The organism is Collinsella sp. wc0529 (assembly GCF_046116875.1).
Taxonomy (GTDB): domain Bacteria; phylum Actinomycetota; class Coriobacteriia; order Coriobacteriales; family Coriobacteriaceae; genus Collinsella.
The window spans coordinates 908,756-932,557 of sequence record NZ_JBJXBO010000001.1 but is presented as its reverse complement, the minus strand read 5'-3'; the positions used below and the strand labels follow the sequence as shown (position 1 = coordinate 932,557).

Annotated in this window: 20 protein-coding genes; 12 read left to right on the top strand and 8 right to left on the bottom strand. The window is 59.9% G+C overall.

The window, feature by feature from the left end:
- Window positions 1–2 precede the first annotated feature (2 nt).
- Complete coding sequence (locus tag ACKUTP_RS03905) at window positions 3–560, bottom strand: HD domain-containing protein (RefSeq protein ID WP_250787698.1); 558 nt, start codon at window positions 558–560, stop codon at window positions 3–5.
- Window positions 561–788: 228 nt separating this feature from the next.
- On the opposite strand from ACKUTP_RS03905, the gene ACKUTP_RS03900 reads away from it, so the two are divergent.
- The 6 genes from ACKUTP_RS03900 to ACKUTP_RS03875 all read left to right on the top strand — a co-directional run bounded on the left by ACKUTP_RS03900 (window position 789) and on the right by ACKUTP_RS03875 (window position 7,384).
- Window positions 789–2,570, top strand: coding sequence for a 1-deoxy-D-xylulose-5-phosphate synthase (locus tag ACKUTP_RS03900; RefSeq protein ID WP_250787699.1), 1,782 nt, complete (start codon window positions 789–791; stop codon window positions 2,568–2,570).
- Between the two features lie 492 nt (window positions 2,571–3,062).
- On the top strand, window positions 3,063–4,058 hold the full coding sequence (locus tag ACKUTP_RS03895) for a glutamate ABC transporter substrate-binding protein (protein WP_250787700.1): 996 nt from the start codon (window positions 3,063–3,065) through the stop codon (window positions 4,056–4,058).
- 138 nt (window positions 4,059–4,196) lie between these two features.
- Window positions 4,197–4,856, top strand: a complete 660-nt coding sequence (locus ACKUTP_RS03890) for an amino acid ABC transporter permease (RefSeq protein ID WP_022094657.1) — start codon at window positions 4,197–4,199, stop codon at window positions 4,854–4,856.
- Window positions 4,853–5,686, top strand: coding sequence for an amino acid ABC transporter permease (locus tag ACKUTP_RS03885; RefSeq protein WP_342995840.1), 834 nt, complete (start codon window positions 4,853–4,855; stop codon window positions 5,684–5,686). Before ACKUTP_RS03890 ends, ACKUTP_RS03885 begins: the two co-directional genes overlap by 4 nt.
- A gap of 36 nt (window positions 5,687–5,722) precedes the next feature.
- Window positions 5,723–6,487, top strand: a complete 765-nt coding sequence (locus ACKUTP_RS03880; RefSeq protein WP_022094659.1) for an amino acid ABC transporter ATP-binding protein — start codon at window positions 5,723–5,725, stop codon at window positions 6,485–6,487.
- A gap of 87 nt (window positions 6,488–6,574) precedes the next feature.
- Window positions 6,575–7,384 carry a gamma-glutamyl-gamma-aminobutyrate hydrolase family protein gene (locus tag ACKUTP_RS03875; RefSeq protein ID WP_250787701.1) on the top strand — a complete coding sequence of 270 codons (810 nt, stop codon included), beginning with the start codon at window positions 6,575–6,577 and terminating at the stop codon, window positions 7,382–7,384.
- Between the two features lie 105 nt (window positions 7,385–7,489).
- Here the strand turns inward: ACKUTP_RS03875 and ACKUTP_RS03870 are convergent, their stop codons facing one another.
- The 3 genes from ACKUTP_RS03870 to ACKUTP_RS03860 all read right to left on the bottom strand — a co-directional run bounded on the left by ACKUTP_RS03870 (window position 7,490) and on the right by ACKUTP_RS03860 (window position 10,759).
- Window positions 7,490–7,846, bottom strand: coding sequence for an Hpt domain-containing protein (locus ACKUTP_RS03870; protein WP_238022585.1), 357 nt, complete (start codon window positions 7,844–7,846; stop codon window positions 7,490–7,492).
- A gap of 23 nt (window positions 7,847–7,869) precedes the next feature.
- On the bottom strand, window positions 7,870–9,750 hold the full coding sequence (locus tag ACKUTP_RS03865) for a diguanylate cyclase (protein WP_250787702.1): 1,881 nt from the start codon (window positions 9,748–9,750) through the stop codon (window positions 7,870–7,872).
- Window positions 9,751–9,961: 211 nt separating this feature from the next.
- The gene (locus tag ACKUTP_RS03860; RefSeq protein ID WP_409063592.1) at window positions 9,962–10,759 is read right to left on the bottom strand and encodes an alpha/beta fold hydrolase; all 798 of its coding nucleotides are present in this window, start codon (window positions 10,757–10,759) and stop codon (window positions 9,962–9,964) included.
- A 225-nt stretch (window positions 10,760–10,984) separates the two neighbouring features.
- Between ACKUTP_RS03860 and ACKUTP_RS03855 the strand changes: the two genes are divergently transcribed.
- The 3 genes from ACKUTP_RS03855 to ACKUTP_RS03845 all read left to right on the top strand — a co-directional run bounded on the left by ACKUTP_RS03855 (window position 10,985) and on the right by ACKUTP_RS03845 (window position 13,773).
- The gene (locus tag ACKUTP_RS03855; RefSeq protein ID WP_217108382.1) at window positions 10,985–11,761 is read left to right on the top strand and encodes a radical SAM protein; all 777 of its coding nucleotides are present in this window, start codon (window positions 10,985–10,987) and stop codon (window positions 11,759–11,761) included.
- A 55-nt stretch (window positions 11,762–11,816) separates the two neighbouring features.
- The gene (map, locus tag ACKUTP_RS03850; protein ID WP_409063591.1) at window positions 11,817–12,704 is read left to right on the top strand and encodes a type I methionyl aminopeptidase; all 888 of its coding nucleotides are present in this window, start codon (window positions 11,817–11,819) and stop codon (window positions 12,702–12,704) included.
- Window positions 12,705–12,837: 133 nt separating this feature from the next.
- Window positions 12,838–13,773, top strand: a complete 936-nt coding sequence (locus ACKUTP_RS03845; RefSeq protein ID WP_409063590.1) for a D-2-hydroxyacid dehydrogenase — start codon at window positions 12,838–12,840, stop codon at window positions 13,771–13,773.
- A 255-nt stretch (window positions 13,774–14,028) separates the two neighbouring features.
- On the opposite strand, the gene ACKUTP_RS03840 is transcribed toward ACKUTP_RS03845, so the two are convergent.
- Window positions 14,029–15,414 carry a M18 family aminopeptidase gene (locus ACKUTP_RS03840; protein ID WP_409063589.1) on the bottom strand — a complete coding sequence of 462 codons (1,386 nt, stop codon included), beginning with the start codon at window positions 15,412–15,414 and terminating at the stop codon, window positions 14,029–14,031.
- Between the two features lie 161 nt (window positions 15,415–15,575).
- On the opposite strand from ACKUTP_RS03840, the gene ACKUTP_RS03835 reads away from it, so the two are divergent.
- Both ACKUTP_RS03835 and ACKUTP_RS03830 read left to right on the top strand, forming a co-directional pair.
- A complete protein-coding gene (locus ACKUTP_RS03835; RefSeq protein WP_409063588.1) occupies window positions 15,576–16,661 on the top strand; it encodes a carcinine hydrolase/isopenicillin-N N-acyltransferase family protein in 1,086 nt (361 codons plus the stop codon).
- 140 nt (window positions 16,662–16,801) lie between these two features.
- Complete coding sequence (locus tag ACKUTP_RS03830; RefSeq protein WP_349109954.1) at window positions 16,802–17,881, top strand: ATP-dependent 6-phosphofructokinase; 1,080 nt, start codon at window positions 16,802–16,804, stop codon at window positions 17,879–17,881.
- A 526-nt stretch (window positions 17,882–18,407) separates the two neighbouring features.
- On the opposite strand, the gene ACKUTP_RS03825 is transcribed toward ACKUTP_RS03830, so the two are convergent.
- The gene (locus tag ACKUTP_RS03825; protein WP_409063587.1) at window positions 18,408–21,173 is read right to left on the bottom strand and encodes an FtsX-like permease family protein; all 2,766 of its coding nucleotides are present in this window, start codon (window positions 21,171–21,173) and stop codon (window positions 18,408–18,410) included.
- Between the two features lie 5 nt (window positions 21,174–21,178).
- Window positions 21,179–21,880: an ABC transporter ATP-binding protein gene (locus ACKUTP_RS03820; protein WP_117635686.1), complete on the bottom strand. Its 702-nt coding sequence runs from the start codon at window positions 21,878–21,880 to the stop codon at window positions 21,179–21,181.
- 271 nt (window positions 21,881–22,151) lie between these two features.
- Here ACKUTP_RS03820 and ACKUTP_RS03815 point away from each other — a divergent pair, with 271 nt between their 5' ends.
- A complete protein-coding gene (locus ACKUTP_RS03815; protein ID WP_409063586.1) occupies window positions 22,152–22,790 on the top strand; it encodes a GyrI-like domain-containing protein in 639 nt (212 codons plus the stop codon).
- A gap of 308 nt (window positions 22,791–23,098) precedes the next feature.
- Here the strand turns inward: ACKUTP_RS03815 and ACKUTP_RS03810 are convergent, their stop codons facing one another.
- Window positions 23,099–23,677 (bottom strand): methylated-DNA--[protein]-cysteine S-methyltransferase, encoded by a 579-nt coding sequence (locus tag ACKUTP_RS03810; protein ID WP_409063585.1) that lies wholly within the window; start codon window positions 23,675–23,677, stop codon window positions 23,099–23,101.
- Window positions 23,678–23,802: the final 125 nt, after the last annotated feature.

The window sequence follows — 23,802 nt, the reverse complement described above, 5'->3', positions numbered from 1 at the left end:
GTCTACTCTCTCCTCTTTTCGCTCGAATCTTTGCTCGAGCCGTCACTCGAGCCCTCGTTCGAATCGTTCGCGCCGCCTTTGCGCGGTAGACGGCAGGCGACCGTCTCGCGCAGAGCACACCATTTATCCGCCAGGCACACAATCCATGCCTCACGACACGTCGGCGGCACTGGCACCAGCGGAAACATATGGCGCACGATAATATTCCGCTCGCGCGACGTCAGTTCAAAATCTTCCTCGGCACGCGCCAGGGCAAAAAACGGGTGGCGAAAGCCATGCAGCCGATGGCTTGGATCGGGATCGTGCCAGTCATAGAGAAAGTAATCGTGCAGCAGGGCTCCGCGCAGCAACGAAGCACGGTCGACCGAAATGCCAGCACGGCCCAAGCACTCGGCAAAGGACAGGCTCGCCCGCGCTACCGAAGTCACATGTGCATAGACCGTCACGTCGCCATGTTGGATAAACTCGCGCGTCAAGTCCAGACGGCCCGCCTGTGCCAGTTGACGGGCAGCATGGTCTACTTCGCACGCGATGTTCTCGGCACGAACGACATCGGACATGCTGCCTCCTTCCAGCGACTCACAGCGGCAAGCCACGGCTTGTGCACAATCGATAAAAACATCATGGAACACATCAGTATGGCATCGGACAAAACGTTTTGCCCCGCCAGTTGGCGAATTACCGCGCCGCCGTCACATATCAAACGCCAAAATGTGCGAGACTGTCTTGTGCAATTGTGTCGGCCGAGGGAGCGCCGGCGCTCGATTCGCATGGAGTAACCCACAACGATGCTGCTTACGCAAACGACAACGCCCGAGGACGTCAAGGCTCTTAATCGCGCCGAGCTCCCGCAGCTCTGCGGCGAGATCCGCCAGGCAATCCTCGAAAGCTCCGCCGCCGTCGGCGGGCACGTTGCCCCCAACCTGGGCGTCGTTGAGCTTACGGTTGCGCTTCATCGCGTGTTTAACTCTCCCACCGACAAGATTGTCTTTGACGTGTCGCACCAGACCTACGCTCACAAGGCGCTGACCGGGCGCGCGTACACCTATATCGATCCGGAACGTTATGGTGAGGCTTCTGGCTTTGCCAATCCCGACGAGTCCGAGCACGACCTGTTCGCCATGGGCCATACCTCGACCTCGGTGAGCCTGGGCTGCGGCCTGGCGCACGCTCGCGACCTGGCGGGCGATACGTACAACGTCATTACCGTTATTGGCGACGGCTCGCTTTCGGGCGGCCTGGCGTTTGAGGGCTTTAACAATGCCGCCGAACTCGATAGCAACCTGATCATCATCGTCAATGACAACGACCAGTCCATTGCCGAGAACCATGGCGGCCTGTATCGCAATCTGGCCGAGCTGCGCGCCAGCAACGGCACCTGCGAGCGCAACGTTTTCCGCGCGATGGGGCTCGACTACCGCTATCTGGACGCCGGTAACGATGTGTTGGCCCTCGTCGACGCGCTGCAGGAACTGCGCAATATCGATCATCCCATCGTGCTGCACGTCTCCACCGCCAAGGGCAAGGGCTTTGAGCCAGCCCAAAGCGACCCCGAGCGCTGGCACCACGTGGGTCCGTTTGACATGGCGACCGGGCGCAAGCTCTGCCCGGGCCATCCGAGCGAGCCCGCGCCGCGCACCTATGCTGACATTACGGGCGAGGCGCTCAGCGCCGCCATCGAGCGCGATCCACAGGTCGTTGGCATCACGGCCGCCACGCCCTACATTATGGGCTTTACACCCGAGCTTCGCGCTGCCGCCGGCAAACAGTTCGTCGATGTGGGCATTGCCGAGGAGCACGCCGTGACCTTTGCCACCGCGCTTGCGCGCTCGGGCGCCAAGCCAGTCTTTGGTGTGTACGGCACGTTTTTGCAGCGCGCCTACGACGAGCTGTGGCACGACCTGTGCCTCAACGACGCCCCCGCAACCATTTTGGTGTTTGGTGCGTCAATCTTTGGCACCACGTCCGAGACGCACCTCTCGTTCTTTGATATTTCCATGCTGGGCGGTCTTCCCAACATGCACTACTTGGCGCCGGCCTGCATGGAGGAATATCTGTCCATGCTGAGCTGGTCGCTCGACCACCGCGAGCATCCCGTGGCAATCCGCGTACCGGGCATCGGCCTGGTGAGCCGTCCCGACCTTGCGCCCGCCGAAGACACCGACTACAGCGCCGTTCGCTATAACGTGGTGCGTCAGGGCCGCGACGTTGCCGTGCTTGCGCTCGGCGACTTCTTTGAGTTGGGCGAGCGCGTGGCAAACCGCTTGGCCGCCGAGTACGGCATCGAGGCCACGCTCGTCAACCCGCGCTTTGCAACCGAGCTCGATCGCGAGTTCCTCGACAGCCTTGTCGCCGAGCATCGCGTTGTCGTCACCCTCGAGGACGGCATCTTGGACGGCGGCTGGGGCGAGCGCGTGGCGTGCTACCTGGCCTGCACGCCCGTGCGCACGCGCACCTTCGGCATCGCCAAGGGCTTCCCCGACCGCTACGACCCCAACGAACTGCTCGCGCAGAACGGCATGACGGTCGAGAACATGGCCGCCGAAGCCGCAAGACTACTCAACGAGTAAGAAAACCTCCGCAAGGAAAGCACCCCCCTGCGGAGGTTTTTGTTTTCGCGACGCGATTATCTCAATCTGTAACATCTAGGGCCCGAATTCCCGTCTAACTGTTACAGATCTAGACAAGACGTCTTAGTCCCTGACCTTTGTCTCAATCTGTAACAGATAGAGACCTTTTGTCCGTCCAGATGTTACAGATCGAGACATTCGAATTCCCCTGAAGAGAAAATCTCGATCTGCAACAGTTAGAACCCATTTCCTCGTCTACCTGTTACTGATTGAGACAAAACAGCGAGGCGGGCCGTCCGAAAAGCACTATCTCAGCAGCAACAACCGACGTTTGCCCAGATAAAACCTGCCAAAATAAACCTGTCCCTTTTTGGTAGGTAGAATAACCCATAAGACAAGTATGTTTCTGAGTTATTTCGTGTTGACCCATTTGAGCGCAATAGGGTATAACTCTACTCAACCACTAGGATTTTTTGAGAAAGGTGTTCTCCTATGAGCAAGAACCTCTCCCAGCAGGTCGTTCTCGACCGCCGCGGCTTCGTTGCCGCCACCTTCGCAACCGTCGCCGGCCTTGGTCTTGCCGGCTGCTCCGACACCAGCGCCGAGGCCGACAAGGGTTCCGCCGCCGGCTCCTCCAAGGGCTCCGAGGATACCGAGGTTTCCGCTACGCTCGATGCCAAGGCATTCGACAAGCTCGTCGACAACGGCCCCAAAGCCGACGACGATGCCATCGCCGCCAGCACCTGGGCCACGGCCGTCAAGGACGCCGGCGTCTTTAAGATCGGTGGCGTTCAGACCTCCACGCTCTTCTCCCTCCTCAACGAGAAAGACGGTCAGACCCGCGGCTTCGATGCCGGTATCGCACAGCTCCTGTCCAACTACATTCTGGGCGAGAACAAGGTCGAGATCACCCAGGTGACCTCGGACACGCGCGAGTCTGTCCTGCAGAACGGCCAGGTCGACGCCGTCTTTGCCACCTACACCATCACTGACGAGCGCAAGAAGCTCGTCTCCTTCGCCGGCCCCTACTACTACACGCAGCAGGCCATCCTGGTGCTCGCCGATAACGACGACATCAAGAGCGTCGACGACCTGGCCGACAAGAACGTCGCCGTCCAGTCCGGCTCCAACGGCCCCGCCATCCTGGAGGAGTTCGTTCCCAAGGCCAGCCAGCAGGAGTTCAAGACCGACGAGGAGGCCCGCCAGGCACTCCAGCAGGGTCGCGTTGACGCCTATGTCATCGACAACAACATGCAGCAAAGCGCCCTGGTCCGCGAGCCCGGTAAGTACAAGATCGCCGGCAAGCCCTTCGGCAGCAAGGAGCCCTACGGCATCGGCCTGCCGCTCGATTCCGACGGCGTCGCCTTCGTTAACGACTTCCTTAAGAAGATCGAGGACGATGGCACCTGGACCGAGCTGTGGCAGATCTGCATTGGTGACCGTACGGGCGACACCAATGTTCCCGAGCTGCCCGAGATCGGCGCCTAGGCAGCGAGCCTGGTAACAGCCGCAACGAAACCATACGGAAACGCATGATGCGCTTTATTGCGGTAAACTGTTTCCTCACTGAGTTGTCGGGGCTTCCGTACACACGGGAGCCCCTTTCCTTACCGGCAGGAGGTCCGCATGAGTCTCTCCGAGCTCTGGTCGCTCTATGGCCAGAACTATATCGACGCCCTGCTAGCAACCTGGGGCATGACACTTGAGTCGTTTGCCATCGCCATGGTGCTGGCCGTTGCCGTCACCGTGATGCGCGTGTCGCCGCTCAAGCCGCTGCGCGTCTTTGGCGACCTGTATGTCCAGGTCTTCCGTAACATCCCCGGCATTGCGCTGCTCATCATCGTCGTCTATGCGCTGCCGCCGCTCAAGGTCGTCCTGCCCTACCGCACCTGCGTTATCGTCGCCACGGTCCTTTTGGGCTCGGCCTTTGGCTCCGAGAACTTTATGAGCGGCATCAATACCGTCGGCGTCGGTCAGGTGGAAGCCGCACGTTCGCTCGGCATGAGCTTCAGCCGCATCCTCGCCAAGATCGTGATTCCGCAGGCACTGCGCTCGAGTGTGCTGCCCATGACTAACCTCTTTATCGCCGTCATGCTCACTACCGCCTTGGGCAGCCAGGTGCCGCTTAAGCCGCAAGAGCTCACCGGCGTGGTGAGCTATATCAACACGCGCTCGCTCGGCGGCGTCGCCGCGTTCTTTATCTCGGCGCTCGGCTACCTGGGCACAGCCTTCGTGGTGAGCCACATTGGCAACTATATCGATAAGAAGGTGAGGATCCTCCGATGAGCAAGCACTCCACCTCCGCGCTCACCATGCGCGATGCGCTCTACGAGGCTCCCGGCCCCAAGATGCGCGCCAAGATTCGCATCGGCACCGCCATCTCGCTTGTTGCTGTCGCCGCGCTCGCCATCCTGGTACTGCAGCGCTTCTATGTGACCGGCCAGCTTTCGGTCCACTATTGGTATTTCTTTACGCACCTCACCACCTGGAAGTTCCTGCTTGCCGGCTTTGAGGGCACTGTTAAAGTCGCACTCACCGCTGGCGCCATCGCACTGGTGCTGGGCTTAGCCCTTATGCTCGGCCGCACCAGCGACATTAAGCCGCTCCAACTGGTTTGCCGCGTGCTCACCGATTTCTTCCGCGGCGTACCGAGCCTGCTGTTCATCTACTTCTTCTTTTTGGTGCTGCCCCAGTACAAGATCGCGCTGCCATCTTTTTGGATGCTCACGCTTCCCGTCGCGCTCGCCGCAGCTGGCGTACTCGCCGAGATCTTTCGCGCTGGCGTCAACGCCGTGCCGCGCGGCCAGGTCGAAGCCGCCCAGGCACTCGGCCTCTCCAAAGCTAAAATCACCTTTAAAATCGTGTTGCCGCAGGCTATTCGGTTTATCATTCCGTCGTTGATTTCGCAGCTTGTGGTCGTAGTCAAAGACACCACCGTCGCCTACGTGGTGAGCTACCCCGACCTCATGCAAAACGCCCGCGTGCTCATTACCAACTACGACGCCCTCGTGTCGGTCTACCTGGTTATCGCGGTCATCTACATCCTCATCAACGTCGCGATCAACAAGGCCGCTGTCTACGTTTCGCACAAGACCGGCGCGACCATCATCCGCTAACGCTTTACCATTTCGAGTCATAAGGAGCCGAGCACCATGGCACAGAGCACCTCTTCCACCGGCAATCAGCCGCTGATCGAGCTCAGACACGTCGATAAGCACTACGGAGATCTGCACGTCCTCAACGACATCAATCTCTCAGTCGACCGCGGCGAGGTCGTCGTTGTGATCGGTCCTTCGGGCTCGGGCAAGTCGACCATGTGCCGCACCATCAACCGCCTGGAAACCATCGACTCGGGCGAGATCCTCATCGAGGGCGAGCCCCTACCGCAGGAAGGCAAGGACCTTGCCCGCATGCGTGCCGAGCTGGGCATGGTGTTTCAGCAGTTCAACCTGTTCGCACATATGACCGTCCTGCAGAACGTCATGCTGGGACCGGTCGATGTGCTGGGCGTCTCCAAGGACGAAGCCCGTGAGCGCGCCATGGACCTGCTGGGCCGCGTGGGCGTGGCCGAGCAGGCCGATAAGGTGCCCGCACAGCTCTCGGGCGGCCAGCAACAGCGCGTAGCCATCGCCCGCTCGCTTGCCATGCAACCCAAGGCCATGCTCTTTGACGAGCCCACGAGTGCCCTCGATCCCGAGATGATCAACGAGGTGCTCGAGGTCATGGTCCGTCTGGCCCAGCAGGGCATGACGATGATCGTCATCACGCACGAGATGAACTTTGCCCGCCGCGTAGCCGACCGCGTCGTGTTTATGGCCGACGGCCAGATCGTGGAAACCGGCACGCCCGACGAGTTCTTCGACCACCCCCAGACCAAGCGCGCCCAGGACTTCCTCAACTCCATCAAGGGCCACTAACCCAATTGCCACGCGGGCAAATTCATCAGTAACGTTTGCCCCGCGCCACCCATGCACCATGTCCACCCGGATTCGAAAGCAACACCTATGATCGGAACCCATACCTCCTCGTCCTATACCCCGCACGTCGACGTTGCCCCCGCCGACCGTCCACTCATCCTGGTGGCGCCGCGTTGGGAAGGGGCAAAGCCGTTTTTAAGCGAAACGCTCTCCCCCAACGAAGAAATCGCAAGTGTCTTTGTCGATGCCATCCTTGCCGCCGGCGGCCTGCCGCTGCAGATGTCCATCACCGAGGACATTGAGGTCATCCGTCATTACGTCGATATCGCCGACGGCATCGCCATTCCCGGTGGCCCGGATGTCAATCCCAAACGTTGGGGCGATGATCGACCCTACGACCCCACCCTCTGCTGCGAGATCCGTGATAGTTTTGAGTTCAAGCTGGTCGACGAGGTGCTCCGCGCCAAAAAGCCGCTCTTTACCACCTGCCGCGGCACGCAGCTGCTCAACGTCGCCACCGGCGGCACCCTGTGCATGGACGTGCCGAGCCTGGGCGCTCGCGAGGGCCGCACGCAGTGGCGCCATACCCACGTGCTCAACGACCCTGTGCATCCCGTCGAGGTCGTGCCGGGCTCGCTGCTGGAGCGCGCGGTTGGCGGGCACAGGCTGATCCAGACCAACTCGGCACATCACTGCTGCGTCGATCGTCTGGGTAAAAGCACGCGCTTGGTCGCCAAGGCAACCGACGGCGTTCCCGAGTGCATCGAAGTCGAAGGCCAGCCTTTCTGCCTGGGCGTGCAATGGCACCCTGAGTACACGTGGAAGACGCTCGAGACCGACTTTAACCTGTGGAAGTCGTTTGTCGAGGCAGCGGCCAAGGTAAAGCAGGCCCGCTAGCTCGCGAACCGCATAACAGATAAGGGCGCCCCGCCGGCCACATGGTCCGGCGGGGCGCCCTATTACCTATATGCTGCCGGCACACAGTCCAAGGCTCGCAAGCTCTTATTCAGCCGCCTCGCGCAGGGCCGACATCGTAGCCGCATATTGCTGCTGCAGTGCATGCATTCCCTCGCGTGCGCCGTCAACGGCATCGGCGCCGCGCAGCGCATCGGTCACCACAACCGCCGGCTCGTACAGATTATCGAATCCCAGGTTCTGGCTCACGCCCTTGAGCGTATGCACTGCCATAAACGCACCTTCGGCGTCTCCTGCCGCCATGGCGGCCTCCAGTTTGTCCATGCTCTCGTCATCCAAAAACTTGAGGGCAAAGCGGGCAAGCATTTCCTCGCCCATCAGCCGAGCGCACGCGTCATCATAATTAGCGCCGATCTTCTCATACGCCTCACGCATGGAAATCATGGATTAAAACTCCTTTGGTCAAACTAAATCGTGGGAAACGCAACAACGTCGGCGGGGCGTGCCAACGTCTCAGCAATACGGTCTTGCACCTCGAGCAGGCAGTCGAGCAACAGTGGGTTAAAGGTGCCGCACTTACCGTCCAGAATCATCTGGATCGCCTCCTTGTGCGGGATAGCGTCCTTGTACACGCGCACGCTCGTCAGCGCATCATACACGTCGGCCACCGAGACCACCTGCGCGGCAATGGGAATCTCGGCGCCCTTAAGGCCATCGGGATAGCCCTTGCCGTCCCAGCGCTCGTGATGCCAACGCGCAATCTGGTACGCATATTCCATAAGCGCATTGCCAACGTGATGGCTACCCAGCTCACGCAGCATGTCGGCGCCCATCGTGGTATGCGTCTTCATAATCTCGAACTCCTCGGGCGTAAGGCGCCCGGGTTTGTTGAGAATCGCATCGTCAATCGACATCTTGCCGATATCGTGCAGCGCCGAAGCCAGGGCAATCGTGGAGCGTTCCTCATTGTCGAGGGAGATCGTGTCGCTACGCTGGACCAGACAGTCAAGCAGCAGCTCGGTCAGCTTCTCGATGTTCGTAACGTGCCTGCCGCTCTCACCATTGCGAAGCTCCATGACACCGGCCATGATGTCGATGAGCATGCGACTGTTCTTGACGCGCTCGTTGTACTGCTGGGACAGCAGACTCGTCAGGCGGCGCTGTTTGGCGTATAGGCGGATGGTGTTGCTTACACGGCGGCGCACGACACGGGAGTCAAACGGGCGGTTGATATAGTCCGAGGCGCCCAGCTCGTACGCGCGCAGAACCATATCATCGGAATCTTCGCTCGAAATCATGATGAAAGGCAGATTGTCGATACCCGATCGGCGTGACAGATCGGCCAGCACCTCAAAGCCGCTTATGCCCGGCATGACAATATCCAGCAGCACGAGCGACAACTCATCGCCATAGCGGTCGACCATGTCGAGCGCCGTACGACCGTTGGCGGCCTCGAGGATGCAATACTCGTCCTTGAGCATCTCGTTGAGAATGGCTCGGTTCATCTCGGAGTCATCGACAATAAGCACCAAAGGCTTTTCGCTTTGGAAGGCTTCGATGGAATCGGCATCGGTCACGACCGTACCGGCTTTTGCCTTAGCGCGGCTCAATAACTGGACAGCGCGGCCAACGCCCTCATCGACCGTCTCGCCATGAATGCGAACGCCACCAACACATGCCGTCAAGCTCACGTACTCATGGCCCGGAACAATCGTGGCATGAACGGCATCGGACACCTGATGCAGGCGACGGGTGAAGTCATCGGAGGGAATATTGGGCATGACGACCACAAACTTGTCGCAGCCGTAGCGCACAAGCTCGTCAGTCGAACGAATTCCGCTGCGTATGGCCGTCGCCACAGCACCGAGCGCAAGGTCGCCGGCATGACGGCCACACGTATCGTTAAAGACCCTAAAATCATCAAGGTCGATCACCGCAACGCCGGCATTCATGCGGGCGCTACGGAGCTTTTCCTCGTAATATCGGCGATTGCGCACACCCGTCAGCACGTCGGTGTAGACGAGGTCCTCTTCTGCAGCCTCTTGCTCATCGATCGGACGCACCATCAGCAGGACGTGAGGCTCGCCCTCGACCTTCAGAGGGCGCAGGCGAGCGCGGTACTCGGTACCATCATTGAGCAGCTGCTCCGATACATCATCGGAACCTGCCAAGGCCTCAAGACTTGACTGACGCAGACAAGGGCACCGATTGCCGGCGAGCAGGCAGTTAGGCTCGTTCTTAATCTGATCGGCCGACAGCAAACGCACCACGGGGTAGGTCTTCGCGACGCGGGCGACCTCGGCGGCAGCCTCCTCGTCGGTTAGATTGACCTCGTGATTATTGAGCATATGGGGCCCTTTCTATCGTTACGCACGGCAACGGTGCATATCAATTGGTACAAGGGTAACATCTAACAGCTGAAGGCAAACGCGCGATTATCGTTGCATTTTTATGACCTGGCAAACGGCGGTAATGGAGCCGCGGGCGCGCGCTTATGGGCGCATTCGTTAACAATGACGAAACGCTAACAGTCCCTCTCCCCGCAGGTCATCGAGCGTGCTAACGCTCCAAGACATCGCGAACGGCGTTTGCCGCCGTAACGGGGCGATCGCGCAAACCGTTATGCGCGCCCGGAATCGTCACAAGGGGGCAATCGAGATATTCGGCAGCCGCTCGCGTGCCAGCCTCGCGGGGCGTATCGACCGAAAGCTCGCCCAAAAACACGGCCGACACCGCCTTTGACGCGCAGGCGCGCTCCCAGTCGGGAGCATATGTCATATTTGTTCCGTATTCATTGGCCATGAAGCAACGACCATTGCGCAGGGCATGTTTGGCTTCCGCCTTAGTCGTCCCAGGAGCCTCGGGGTCCAAGTCGCCGAGGGCTCCCAAGAAAAGCCGGAGCGCCCTTGAAACCTTTCCAGCCGCAATCATATCGAGCAAAACCGGAGCTGCGCCCATGCCGACGCCTTCGGCCGACACAGCCGGCTCGTGCAGAATCGCACGGGCGACGAGATGGGGTTCGGCGCGAAGAAGCTCCAGCGCCACCAACGTACCGGCGCTGTGCGCAAGCACATTTGTCGGAGCACCGACGTGTTCGATCACGGCCTGCAGGTCGGCGGCCTGAGCGGCAAGATCATAGCTGCCGTCTGCCGCTTCGCTGCTGTCACCACAGCCGCGGCGGTCGTAGGCAATTACGCGGTAGTTGCGGCTGAGCTCACAAGCGATGCCGTCGAAAAATGTGCCGTCGACACAAGCGCCGTGCACGCACACCAAAGCAGGAGTATCAGGCGACACATCCGGGCCGGCATATTCGCGACAGGCAATCGTGGTGCCCGCATTCTCGACCGTAAAATTCATGTTGTGCCCCCATCATCAATGCTCATCCAGTTGCACGTCAGCGCGGTTGGATGGACCCACATTGCCTTACACCTTGTTAACAGATTAACTTTACCCGACCCGAGGCTTTTCATGGCGCGGCATAATGGGCGACGTGAAAAAACGAAACTTGTAAAGCAAGAGCCCGCACCTTGCTTTGGAGCCGATGCTATGCTTAGGCACAATTGTCTTGAGGAGCATATGCCTATGTCTACGTTTTTGAATGCCAGCCCCATCTTTGGGCCCGTTCGCAGCCGTCGCCTTGGTCTCTCGCTCGGCGTCAACATGATGCCGGCCAGCGGCAAAATCTGCACGTTCGACTGCATTTACTGCGAAAACGGCCTCAACGCCGAGCGCCCCTGCCATGAGCCGTACAACACAGCTGCCGTGGTACTCGACGCGCTCGAGGCAAAGCTGCGCGAGATGGCAGCCGAGGGCGAGCTCCCCGATGTGATCACCTTCGCAGGAAACGGCGAGCCCACCGCCGCACCGGAGTTTCCCCAGGCGATTGCCGGCGCCGTCGCGCTGCGCGATCAGCTGGCCCCAAACTCCAAAATCGCCGTGCTCTCCAACGGTACGCGCGCCGACCGCCCCGAGGTGCACGATGCGCTCATGATGGTCGACGACAACATCCTCAAGCTCGATACGGTCGATCCGGCATTTATCCAGCTGCTCGACCAGCCTGTTGGCCCCTACGACGTCGAGCACCAGATTGAGACGTTCGCAAGCTTTGACGGTCACGTTATTATCCAGACGATCTTTTTGACCGGTGAGTATCTGGGCAAGCCCATCGACAACACCGGCGAGGAGTACGTTGCCCCCTGGCTCGCGGCACTTGAGCGCATTCGCCCACAAGAAGCGACCATCTACACGGTGGCTCGCGAGACGCCGGTCGCCGGCCTTGCCAAAGCAGCGCCCGAGGCCCTCGACGCCATCGCCGCGCGCGTGCGCGCCCTCGGCATTCCCTGCCAGGTGAGCTACTAGCGCGCAGCTGCCCTGTGAGTGGGCTATACTAGCTGCGAATGAAAGGAAGTTAGCCATGTTTGACAATGGACCCGTGCCCGGCCGCAACGACGTCTGCTGGTGCGGCAGCGGCAAAAAATATAAGAAATGCCATAGCGCCTTTGATGAGCGCCTCGAGCGCTTGTGGGAAGAGGGCTGGGAGGTTCTGCCCCGCACGCTCTACAAGACGCCCGCCGATATCGAGGGCATCAAGCGCTCGGCCGCCATCAACGTGGGTGTGCTCGATTACGTAGGCGAACACATCGCCGCGGGCATGACCACCAACCAGATCGACCAGATGATCTACGACTGCACCGTCGAGCACGGCGGCACGCCGGCCGATCTTAACTACGAGGGCTATCCCAAGAGCGTGTGCACCTCGATCAACGACGTCGTCTGCCACGGTATCCCCTGCGATGCGGATGTGCTGCACGAGGGCGACATCATCAACGTGGACTGCTCCACGATCCTGGACGGTTACTTTAGTGATTCGAGCCGTATGTTCTGCATCGGCGAGGTCTCGGCCGAGCGCCAGCGCCTGGTCGACGTCACCCGCGCCAGCGTGGAGGCGGGTCTGGCGGCCGTCAAGCCATGGCTACCGCTGTCCGTGATGGCCGAGGCCGTGCAAAAGACGGTCGAGGACGCCGGCTTTAGCGTGGTGCGCGAGTACGGCGGACACGGTATCGGTAAGGAGTTCCACGAGGACCCGTTTGTGGGCTTTACCACCGAGGCGCCCGATGTGGACACCATCATGGCTCCGGGCATGGTCTTTACCATCGAGCCCATGGTCAACGCCGGAGCGCCCGACATCAAGATCAGCAAGGGTGACGGCTGGTGCGTGCGCACCAAGGACGGCAGCGATTCGGCCCAGTGCGAGGTACAGCTCGTGGTGACCGAGGATGGTTACGAGCTGCTGAGCTGGTAGCTGTGGATGCGCCGGGCTACGCGATGGATATGTTAACCATCGCGTAGCCCGGCGTTTTTATAACGTTTTGCCTGATACAACCTGCCAAAATAAACCTGTCCCTTTTTGGCAGGTCGAGCGGAAAGGACTGCTTGTGAACATCCTGGTTTTGCTGCCCGTCAACGACCGCCATCGCGCAATTCTTGAGTCGAGCGCTCCGGGCGAGGACTTTATCTACACGAGCTCCGACACCATCACGCGTGAACAGGTCGCCAATGCCGACGTGATCCTGGGCAACATAGACCCTTCCCTGCTGACCGCATGCGAGCGCCTCCAGCTGCTGCAACTGCAGACCGCCGGCTATGACGACTATCTCGCCGCCGGCACCGTGCCGGCTGAAGCCAAGCTGTCTTGCTCAATCGGCGCCTACGGCCAGGCCGTGAGCGAGCACATGTTTGCCATGGTGCTGTCTATGATGAAGCGCCTGCCCGGCTACCAGGACCTGCAGCGCGAGCATCGCTGGGAGGATTTGGGGCCGGTCACCTCGCTCAAAAACGCCAATGTGCTGGTGCTGGGCGCGGGCGATATCGGTGGCCACTTCGCCACGCTCTGCCGCAACATGGGTGCGCACGTCCGCGGCATCAAGCGCCATCCGCTCGTCTACCCCATTGTGTTTGAGGACATGGACAGCATGGACGCCCTGCCCGAGCGTCTGGCCGAGGCTGACATCGTCGCATCCTTTATGCCCAGCACGCCCGAGACCCGCGGCTTGGCGAACGCCGAGTTCTTCGCTGCGATGAAACCGGGCGCCTTCTTTGCCAACGGCGGCCGCGGCGACCTTGTGGTCGCCGACGACTTGGTTGCCGCCCTGGAGTCGGGTCATCTCGCCGGCGCCGCGGTCGACGTCACCGACCCCGAGCCGCTGCCTGAGACAAGCCCACTGTGGGATGCGCCTAACATGCTCATTACGCCGCATATCTCGGGCTGGTTCCATCTGGCCGCCACGCTCAACAATGTGGTCGACATTGCCGCAGAGAATCTGCGTCACCTGCAAGCCGGCGAGACCCTGCGTTGCTGGATTGAGCATTAGGTTGTTCCGGCGTTTTACCAAACGCCGGAACCCCTCGACGCTGCGCGCCGCCCAGAGCGACAATTTGCCATTCAAAAGGCAAGGCATGACCAGAAGGTCTATGCCTTGCCTTTTTCATGCCAACTTGTTCGCTCTGGACATCGCTCGCTGACGCTTGCTCAACCTGCGGTGTCATAACAATTCTGTCCAGCTGTTGGCTTTGCGGCATTTGCCCAGATAAAACCTGCAAAATAAACCTGTCCCTTTTAGCAGGTTTTAGAGCTCCACGCTTTCGGCGCCGTTGATGGTTAGGTTTCGCTCGTAGAAGGCGGTGAGGGCGCGGATGGCGTACATAACGTCGCGCACGCCGCCGGTCTCGTAGCTCGAGTGCATGGCCAGCTGCGGCAGGCCCACGTCCACGGCATGCATGCTCGCCTGCATATTGGACAGATTGCCGAGCGTGGATCCGCCGGCCATATCGCTCTTGTTGGCGAAGGCCTGCGTGGGCACGTCGGCGTCATCGCAAATAGCTTGGAACACCGCGCGGCTAAAGGCATCGGTACAATAGTGCTGGTTGGCGGCTTCCTTGATGACGATGCCGCCGTTGAGCACAACCTGGTTGCGGGCATCGCACTTCTCGGCGTGGTTGGGGTGCACGGCATGCGCGTTGTCGCAGCTCACAAGCATCGAGGCGGCAAGTGCGCGATGGTACGACTCGTCGTCAAAGCCCAGCGATCCGTTGATGCGGCGCAGCGCGTCGGCCAAGAACGTCGACATGGCGCCCTGCTTGGTCTCGGAGCCAACCTCCTCGTTATCAAAGCAGCAGAAGACCGAGATATCGCGCGCGTTCTCAGCACCCAAAAATGCCTGCAGCGAGGTATAGGCGCAGGCCAGGTCGTCGAGCTTGGGCGTCGAGATAAACTCGTCGGCCCAGCCCCAAATGCGCGCATCCTGACGATTGACCAGGAACAGATCGCGACCCAGAATCTGCTCGGGCTCAACGTCCAACTCGTCGGCGATCAGAGCATCAAAGTCGCCCTGCTTAAGATCACCGGCGCTGATGAGCGGGCACAGGTCGACGGCGCGGTTGGGCGCAAAGCCCTCGTTAACGCCACGATTCATATGGATGGCAAGGCTCGGAATGATAGCGACCTCGCGCTCGGTGGCAAGCAGGCGGCTCTCAATACGGTCGCCTTCGCGCACCAACACGCGGCCCGCGAGCGCCAGCGGGCGATCGAACCAGGTGTAGTCGATCATGCCGCCGTATGCCTCGGTGTTCAGGCGCAGCGTCTCGCCCGCGCCGTCAAGCTCAGGCACGGCCTTGACCTTAAACGTCGGCGAATCGCTGTGCGACGCCGTGAGCTGAAAATGATAGTCACCGGCAACGCCGTCCTCGCCCCACGTAGCAGCCAGGTCCTCGCCCACCTTAAAGGCGATAACGCTCGAGGTGTTGCGCTGCGTGTAATAACGCCCGCCCGGCTCGATGTCCCACGCCGCGTTCTCGGACAGGTAGGTAAAGCCCGCCTCGTCGAGCTCGGCCATAATGGTCGCCGCCGTATGGAACATGCTGGGGCATGCCTCGATAAAGTCGATAAGGTCGTTGGCGGCCTCGATATCGTCGGCCGTCACGTGCGCGCGCTCGGGCGTTTCCTGATCCGTCATGCTCTCCCCTTTCGCTGGGTTGATGGTCCCCTCCAGCATACCCCGCCACGCCAGCGCCGCACTCTTCATTCCGTGCTTAATTCCGCACCGCTCACCAAGTTGAGCCATCATGCCCGCGCCCCTTTTGCGACAATTGCGCTAACAGGACGAGAGGAACCGTCATGAAGCCACGTAACATTGCCATCGCCTGCGGTGTCGCGGGAGTCGCCGTCGGCTTTGCCGCTGCCGCCGGCATCGTTTACCGCAAGCAAATCAAGTCCGCCGCGTCGCTCAGACGCTTGACCGGCTACGCGGATGGCTATGACCTGTACGCAATCGACATCGCCTACGACTACGATCTTGATCTCATCATCGCCGCTGGCGTGCGCGACGACCAGGCCTACATCGATGCCGTGGTGGCGCAGGTGCTGCCCGGTGTGCCGGCACATGTCCAGGCGCCCCAGTTTGCCTGCAGCGCTTTTGTCGCCGTAGATGCCGAAGGCCGCGTGCGCACCGGTCGCAATTACGACTTTAAGGACGACACCTCGGCGCTGCTGGTGCGCAATCACCCACGCGGCGGCTATGCTTCCATCGGGTTTGCCGCCCTCAATAACCTGGGCGCCAACACTCCGCTTGACTCCGTCACCGGACGCGCCGCGGCGTTGATGGGCCCGTTTGCCCAGCTCGACGGTGTTAACGAATGCGGCGTGTCCATTGCCGTACTCACCCTGGACTCCAAGCCCTGTGACCAGGACACGCAGCGCCCCGTCATCAATACCTCGCTCGCCATCCGTCTGGTGCTCGACCGCGCGGCTACCACGCAAGAGGCCGTCGACCTACTTTCCGCCCACGACATGCACGCCATGGCCGGACGCGATTACCACTTCTTTATCAACGACGCCGCCGGTGACGCGCGCGTAGTAGAGTGGGATCCACACGATCCGGACCGCGCTTTCAAAGCGACTCCTGCACGCCAGGTTACGAACTTCTACGCCTGCTATGGCGACGAAGTACTGCCCAACCAAAAGAATGGCGAGCTGGGCCATGGTAAAGAGCGCGCCGTCGCAATCGCCGATGTCCTTGACGCCCATGTCGGTGCCCAGGACGAGACAGTCGCTTGGAAGGCCCTGCGCGCCGCAGCGCAAGAGCCCAATCCGGAAGACATCACCAGCAATACGCAATGGTCGGTCGTCTTTGACAATACCGAACCCGCCGCCGCCATTACGCTGCGCCGCCACTGGGGCGACGTCGACGCCTTCGCACTGTAAGGACCCAGGCTCGTCGACCTTACGCTCGCCTGACGTTGTTTACATTTCCATACGCTTGAGCTAACACGTTTTACCCCCGTATCAACAGTGTGCGGGGGTAAACTTATGCGCATGTTATAACTTGCCCGGAAGGATTCATCATGCTCAGAATCGGTCTTCTTACCAGTGGCGGCGACTGTCAGGCGCTCAACGCCACCATGCGCGGCATCGTCAAAACGCTTATGACCAATAGCGAAGAACCTATCGAGATCTATGGTTTTGAGGACGGCTACCAGGGCCTTATCTACAGCAGGTTCCGCGTCATGACGCCCGCCGATTTTAGCGGTATCCTCACCCGCGGCGGCACCATCCTGGGCACGAGCCGTACGCCGTTCAAGCGCCTGGATGTTCCCGAGGCCGATGGCGTCGAGAAGGTGCCCGCAATGGTCCACACCTATCATAAGCTGCAGCTCGACTGCCTGTTTATGCTGGGCGGCAACGGCTCCACCAAGACCGCCAACCGTCTGCGCGAAGAGGGCCTCAACGTTATCGCCCTGCCTAAGACCATCGATAACGACACCTGGGGCACCGAGCTGACGTTTGGCTTTACGAGCGCCATCGACGTCGCCACCAAGTGCATCGACGACATTCACACCACCGCTTCGAGCCACGGCCGCGTGTTCGTTATCGAGATCATGGGCCACAAGGTTGGCTGGATCCCGCTATACGCCGGCGTCGCGGGCGGCGCGGACGTCATCCTGATTCCCGAGATCCCCTACGACATGGACAACGTCATCAAGACCATCGAGCATCGTATGGAGACCGGCAGCCGCTTTACCATCGTGGCCGTCGCCGAGGGCGCTATCTCCAAGGAGGACGCGGCGTTGTCCAAGAAGGAGTACAAGAAGAAGCTCGCCGAGCGTACGAGCCCGTCGATTGTCTACGACATCGCCAAGGAGATCGAAGCCAAGACCGGTCGCGAGACCCGCGTCGCCATCCCCGGCCACACGCAGCGCGGCGGCCAGCCCGACGCCCAGGACCGCATCTTTGCGACCCAGTGCGGCGTCGAGGCCGCGCTGGGCTGCCTACGCGGCGAGTTTGGCTACATGATTGCCCTGCGTGACGGCAAGATGTGCCACATGCCGCTCGAGGATGTCGCCGGCAAGCTCAAGTATGTCGATCCCCAGAGCGACCTGGTGCGCGAGGCCAAGGCGTTGGGCATCAGCTTCGGCGACGAATAACCTCGGCCGAAACTGCTCTCATCGGAGGCCCCAGGGCTTACCTCCCAAATCGTCCTCGGACATGTCAGGACCCCGCTGTGCGCTTCGCGCGGCGGGGTCCTTCCGTCCTGCGGAAAGATTTGGGAGGTAAGCCCTGGGCCTCCTGCGGCAACTGGGGAGGCCGAGGCTATTCGCCTTCTTGCTGCGGGTGCGTGGGGTAGGATGCGACGTGCATTTTTGGGAGTTTTCAGCAGCTGAGGATGCCTGCATACTGGATTTTGGACGAAAGGCAGGCACTATGGGCCGCATCCTGTGGAAAATGAGCGGCTCTTGAGGCGCTGGGGGCTCTTAATCAGGGCTTTCAGCGCAGTTTTGCGCGCCCGCGGGCTCCGGGATGCTGAATACTCCGGAATTTGTACGCCGCCCCCGGGGGTACCTGTGGACAAATAGCAATCGCCCCGCCGAAATATGCATTCGGCGGGGCGATTTATGCAATAAAGCGACTGTGGCACGTCGCAGCTCGCTACAACTCGAATCCGAGAACAGGTTACTCGGCGCTCTTGAGGGCGCCGACCATGTCGATCTTGTTGAGCGTTCGGTTGGTGACGAGGTTGACGATAAACGTAAAGACAAAGGAAAGCACTACGGCGAGCACATAACTCAGCGGCTCGACCTCAACGTCAAAGTAGAGCGACGGCATCTGCAGAATGTACGTAAAGCTCTCGGCCAGCAGGCTACCCAGCGGCACGCCCAGCGCGGCGCCAATCGCCGTGAGGATCAACGTCTCCTTGTTGACGTAGTGGTGCACCTCGCCACGGCGGAAGCCCAGCACCTTGATGGTCGCCAGCTCGCGCTCGCGCTCGGAGATGTTGGTGTTGGACAGCGTAAACACCACCACAAACGACAGGCACGCCGCCATAAAGGTCACAAGTACCACGACGGAATTGATGATAGTGAAGTTCGCCTCATAATTTTCCCAATGCTCGGCCGTGCTCGAGATGGTGAGCCAACCGTCGTTCTTAAGCTTCTTGCTAAACGCAATCTGGTCAGAAGATGAGCCCTTAAGCAGCGCAAAGATGCCGTTAAGACGCGCGCTTCGGTCGAACGCGCGCTCATAGGTGCTCTGCGTCATATAGAGCGTGTTGCCCAGATAGTTGAGCGAAATGTCGCTAACCTTGACCTTGGCGACGTTGAGCGACGAATCCTGGACGTGTGCTGTGTCGCCCGGCTGAATCCCCAGCACCAGTTGCGAGCTCTTGCTCAAGTACACGTCCCCGTCACGCAAGGCGAGCGGTTCTTTGGACTCATCCTCCAGGCGCACGTAGTCACCCAAGTCACCCGTGCGGTCGTCGGGAATCACAATGAGCTGTACGGTCTCGCTCTTGCCGCCAAACGTAAAAGTGACGTTGTCGGTCATGATCGGCAGCGTCGAAGTCACGGTCACGTCGGAATCCTTGGCCGCGCTTCGCTCGTCGAGCGCCGCGCACGTCTGCGTAAAGTCATCGGGATTGGCAACCGCCAGCAGGTCATAGCGCGTGATATGCCCGTACTGTTTGGGCGAAAGCGCCACCGACGTATCGCGGATGCCCATGCCGCAGATCACGAGCGCCGTGCAGCCGGCGATACCGAAGATGGTCATAAGGGCACGCTTTTTGTAGCGGAACAGGTTACGCGCTGCCACCTTGTTCAAAAAGCCCATGCGGTGCCAGATAAAGCCGATGCGCTCAAGCAAGATACGCGAGCCGGCACGCGGCGCCTTGGGGCGCATGAGCGAAGCCGGCGTCTCGGCCATCTCGTGGCGGCAGGCGATAATCGTGGCGCCCACCACGCCCACGGCAAACAGCGCAACCGACACGAGCGACGACACGATGTCGTACGAAAGCAGCATCTGGGGCAGAGAGTACATGTCATCGAACACCGTAAACAGGAACAGCGGCAGGCCCACAAATCCGATGATGTTGCCGAGCACGCCGCCGATCAGACACGCCCACAGCGAGTAGTCCACGTATTTGGACAGAATACGCCCGCGCGAATAGCCGAGCGCTTTGTACAGGCCAATAAGCGTGCGCTCCTCCTCGACCATACGCGTGGCGGTGGTGAGGCTGATGAGCACGGCGACGATAAAGAAGATGAACGGGAACACCGTGGCGATAGCCTCAATTGACGAGCTATCGCTCTCCACGCTCGAGTAGCTTGCGATATTGCCGCGGTCCTGGATGTACCAGGTGCATTCGCCCAGATCGGAAAGCTCGGCGCGGGCATCGGCAAACTGCTGGTCGGCGGCGGCGCGGCGCTGATCCAGGTCGGTCTGCGCTTGCATGCGCTCCTCGCTGCCCTCTGCCATGCGATTGATGTTGTCCTGCTCAATCCCAAAGAGCATATTCGCCTGGCGCTCGGCCGCATCCAAGCTTGCCGGCGTGTCGACCGTCAGCTCCTGGGCGCGCGCCTTCTCACGCTCCTCGCGGATCTTCTCGATATTGCCCTTGACCTCGTTAATCCTTGCCGTATAGGCATCAGAATAGGAGTTGAGGTCCTTGGCTCCCTCGACGGCTACGTGGACTGCGGAATAGGAAGAAGATGTCGCGGCATCCTCGCTCACATAGAACTTATAGTCCGCAGCCGAAGCAGCGCGAAAGGCGTTGACTGTCGAGTCGGAGCTCACGTCGGTAGGATCGAGGACCTCGGCCGTAATGGTGTAATCGCCCGCGGCAAACTGGTCCTTGCCACTTTGGTTCGACGAGCTCGCGTCATTGGCGGCAAAACTCACCGTATCGCCGAGCTTTTTGCCCGAAGCCTTCAGGAACTTCGAAGTCACCGCGACCTCACCGGCGCTCTCGGGCAAATCGCCGCTCACCAGCACCGGTTGATCGATATTCTCCTTGGAAAGACTTTGCACGACCACGCGCTCGCGCGTTGTGCCCACGGCGGTGTAAGCGGTCTCGGTGTAGATGCCCTCGGCCGTCTCGACGCCGTCGACCTCTTGAATGGCCGCAAGATCGTCGCGCGTAAGGCCACAGGTCGACTGTACGTTAATGTCATAGACGTTCTGCTGGTCAAAATAAGCGTCGACCGAATCGCGCAAATCCTCGCAGCCCGCCTTAAGGCCGCACATCACGCTCACGCCAAGCGCGGTGATGACCACGATGGACAAGAAGCGCTTAAGACTGCCGCGGATTGTGCGGTAGATGCCACGGCGAAATACCGTCGGCACCATATCGTTTGAGCTTTGGGCGGTACGATAGGTCGTAAAATCCTGCTCGTGCTCCATGTTCCGCGCGTTGCGGCGTTGGCTGTTTTGGCGGTCCTGGTCCATGGGCGCTACCACTCGATCGTCTCGATAGGCACGGGATTTTGCTGGACCGTCTCGCTCTCCACGCGACCACTCTTAAAGCGGATCAGGCGATCAGCCATGGGCGCGAGCGCGGAGTTGTGCGTGATGATGATGACCGTAATGCCCTGCTTGCGGCAGGTATCCTGCAGCAGCTGCAAGATCTGCTTGCCGGTTTTATAGTCGAGCGCGCCCGTGGGCTCGTCGCATAAAAGAAGCTTGGGGTTCTTGGCCAGTGCGCGGGCAATGGACACGCGCTGCTGCTCGCCGCCCGAAAGCTGCGCGGGGAAGTTGGCGAGGCGCTCGCCCAGGCCAACCTGGCGAAGCGTCTGTTCGGCATCGAGCGAATCGGGGCAGATCTGAGCTGCAAGCTCAACGTTTTCGAGCGCCGTCAGGTTGGGAACCAGATTGTAGAACTGAAAGACAAAGCCGACGTCGGCGCGGCGGTACTCCACAAGCTGCGCCTCGTTGGCAGAGCTCACGTCGCGCCCGTCCACCGTCACGGTGCCGGAAGTCGCCGTATCCATGCCGCCCAGGATGTTGAGCGCCGTGGTCTTGCCAGCACCCGAGGCGCCCAGGATAATGGCGAGCTCACCGCGCTCGACCGTAAAGCTCGCGCCGTCGAGCGCATGAATACGGGCGTCGCCCTCGCCGTATGCCTTGATGACATCTTTGAATTCGATATAGGCCATCGATCAATTCCCATCTGGTCGGATAACTCTTTAGTATTACCCATTTCGCACCGACCAAAAAGGGACAGGTTCATTTTGGCAGGTTTTATATGGGGAAACGGCAACCATAGATGAAGCGCCGGGAAGGCAAAGAAATCATCGATTGGGTCAGGCCGACCGCCAAACACAACGCACGCATCTCAATCTGTCAGCCAAATCATTCGAACAGCTGTTCGTTTCTATGATATGATTCAGCTATCTAAGCAGGCCAATACGCAGAAAGGCGGCCAACATGGCGTTCGACTTTAAGAAGGAATGCAAGGAGCTCTACAAACCTGCAAGCAAGCCGAGTATCGTAACTGTCCCGCCTATGAGCTACGTTGCCGTTCGCGGCAAGGGCGACCCAAATACCGAAGGTGGCGAGCATCAAAACGCCCTGCCGCTGCTTTACGGAATCGCCTATACCGTCAAGATGTCGAAGAAAGGCTCAAGGAGTATCGAGGGCTATTTCGACTTTGTGGTACCGCCGCTCGAGGGTTTCTGGTGGCAAGACTCCCCGAGCGGCGACATCGATTATGTACGCAAGGACGATTTCAACTTTATCTCGTGCATCCGCCTACCCGATTTCGTCACCCGAGATGACTTTGACTGGGCAGTCGTGGAAGCCACGAACAAAAAGAAACTGGACTTTTCTGCCGTCGAGCTGCTTAAAGTTGACGAGGGTCTCTGCGTTCAATGCATGCACACCGGGCCCTACGACAACGAACCGGCGACCGTAAACGCTATGTATGAATACGCGACCGAGCAGGGCTATTCCCCCGACTTCTCAGACACCCGCTTACATCACGAAATCTATCTCTCCGATCCGCGCAAATGTGCACCGGAGAAACTTAAGACTGTGGTTCGTCATCCTATCAAGCGCGCTGAATAGCATGGAGCGTCATTTCACGCGCTAGGTTTTAAGCCAACCAGCCGCCTCCTAGGCCGTCCGGTAATTATCTTGACGCGGCCCGTCGCATCTTATAAGTTTGTTTTGCTAAAGCTGGAAAGCCTCTCAACGATGCGCAACTCCAGCTCTTTTTCTATCAAGAGGCTTAAATGAAATACCGGAAGTCGCGGATATCCATCAACGAACAAATAGCACTATTGACAGAAAACAAGGGTCTTAAGTGCTCTGATCAAAGCGAACTCGAGCGAGCTTTGGTCGAAGTCGGCTACTACAGGCAAAGTGTTCGAGCGTTACTCCTCGTACGCGCCCTCAAGCCGAAGCAGCCACTCCTTGCGGTCGAGGCCACCGGCATATCCGTTGAGCGATCCGTCGGCGGCAACTACACGATGGCACGGCACGATGATCGAAATAGGGTTGCGAGCGACCGCAGCCCCCACCGCGTGAGGAGATACAACGGGCGCTTCATTTCCCGGCACACGATGTCGAGCCGCAACACGCTGGGAGATCTCGCCATACGTAGCGACCTCGCCACGCGGGATAGAGAGCAGCTCAAACCAAACCTCACGCTGAAACGCCGTGCCAATCAAATGCAACGGCGGCGTAAACCGAGGCTCCTGCCCCGCAAAATAAGCATTCAGCCAAGCCCAAGAACGCTCAAGCACCGAAGAAGCCGCACCATTTGCCGGACTCACCGAAGACATCCCGCCAGCACCAGAAACCGCATCGGAACCCTCGACATGCTCCGTATCTTCTTTGAGCAGCGTAGAGCCAAAGTGCTCCTGCCCCTCAAACCAAAGCCCCGTCAAACCGCGGCCATCAGCGGCAAGCAGAATCTCGCCCAAAGGCGAAGCAAACGTCGTCGTGACCACCAGCGGCTCCTTTCAAAACTCCGCAACATAATACCGCGAATTGTGCAGACAACCTGTCAGATACGCCCGGGCAGGCTCGTATTGTTTAAGCGAGGCCACCTTCCCCAATCAAGCGAAGAAGACGC

Excerpts from the sequence above, each read along its gene's own strand:
- ACKUTP_RS03905 (WP_250787698.1), bottom strand. The coding sequence starts at position 560 with ATGTCCGATGTCGTTCGTGCCGAGAACATCGCGTGCGAAGTAGACCAT.
- ACKUTP_RS03895 (WP_250787700.1), top strand. The coding sequence starts at position 3,063 with ATGAGCAAGAACCTCTCCCAGCAGGTCGTTCTCGACCGCCGCGGCTTC.
- ACKUTP_RS03890 (WP_022094657.1), top strand. The coding sequence starts at position 4,197 with ATGAGTCTCTCCGAGCTCTGGTCGCTCTATGGCCAGAACTATATCGAC.
- ACKUTP_RS03840 (WP_409063589.1), bottom strand. The coding sequence starts at position 15,414 with ATGACGGATCAGGAAACGCCCGAGCGCGCGCACGTGACGGCCGACGAT.
- ACKUTP_RS03855 (WP_217108382.1), top strand. The coding sequence starts at position 10,985 with ATGTCTACGTTTTTGAATGCCAGCCCCATCTTTGGGCCCGTTCGCAGC.
- ACKUTP_RS03830 (WP_349109954.1), top strand. The coding sequence starts at position 16,802 with ATGCTCAGAATCGGTCTTCTTACCAGTGGCGGCGACTGTCAGGCGCTC.
- ACKUTP_RS03835 (WP_409063588.1), top strand. The coding sequence starts at position 15,576 with ATGAAGCCACGTAACATTGCCATCGCCTGCGGTGTCGCGGGAGTCGCC.
- ACKUTP_RS03885 (WP_342995840.1), top strand. The coding sequence starts at position 4,853 with ATGAGCAAGCACTCCACCTCCGCGCTCACCATGCGCGATGCGCTCTAC.
- ACKUTP_RS03815 (WP_409063586.1), top strand. The coding sequence starts at position 22,152 with ATGGCGTTCGACTTTAAGAAGGAATGCAAGGAGCTCTACAAACCTGCA.
- ACKUTP_RS03875 (WP_250787701.1), top strand. The coding sequence starts at position 6,575 with ATGATCGGAACCCATACCTCCTCGTCCTATACCCCGCACGTCGACGTT.
- ACKUTP_RS03900 (WP_250787699.1), top strand. The coding sequence starts at position 789 with ATGCTGCTTACGCAAACGACAACGCCCGAGGACGTCAAGGCTCTTAAT.
- ACKUTP_RS03825 (WP_409063587.1), bottom strand. The coding sequence starts at position 21,173 with ATGGACCAGGACCGCCAAAACAGCCAACGCCGCAACGCGCGGAACATG.
- ACKUTP_RS03860 (WP_409063592.1), bottom strand. The coding sequence starts at position 10,759 with ATGAATTTTACGGTCGAGAATGCGGGCACCACGATTGCCTGTCGCGAA.
- ACKUTP_RS03820 (WP_117635686.1), bottom strand. The coding sequence starts at position 21,880 with ATGGCCTATATCGAATTCAAAGATGTCATCAAGGCATACGGCGAGGGC.
- ACKUTP_RS03865 (WP_250787702.1), bottom strand. The coding sequence starts at position 9,750 with ATGCTCAATAATCACGAGGTCAATCTAACCGACGAGGAGGCTGCCGCC.
- ACKUTP_RS03880 (WP_022094659.1), top strand. The coding sequence starts at position 5,723 with ATGGCACAGAGCACCTCTTCCACCGGCAATCAGCCGCTGATCGAGCTC.
- map (WP_409063591.1), top strand. The coding sequence starts at position 11,817 with ATGTTTGACAATGGACCCGTGCCCGGCCGCAACGACGTCTGCTGGTGC.
- ACKUTP_RS03870 (WP_238022585.1), bottom strand. The coding sequence starts at position 7,846 with ATGATTTCCATGCGTGAGGCGTATGAGAAGATCGGCGCTAATTATGAT.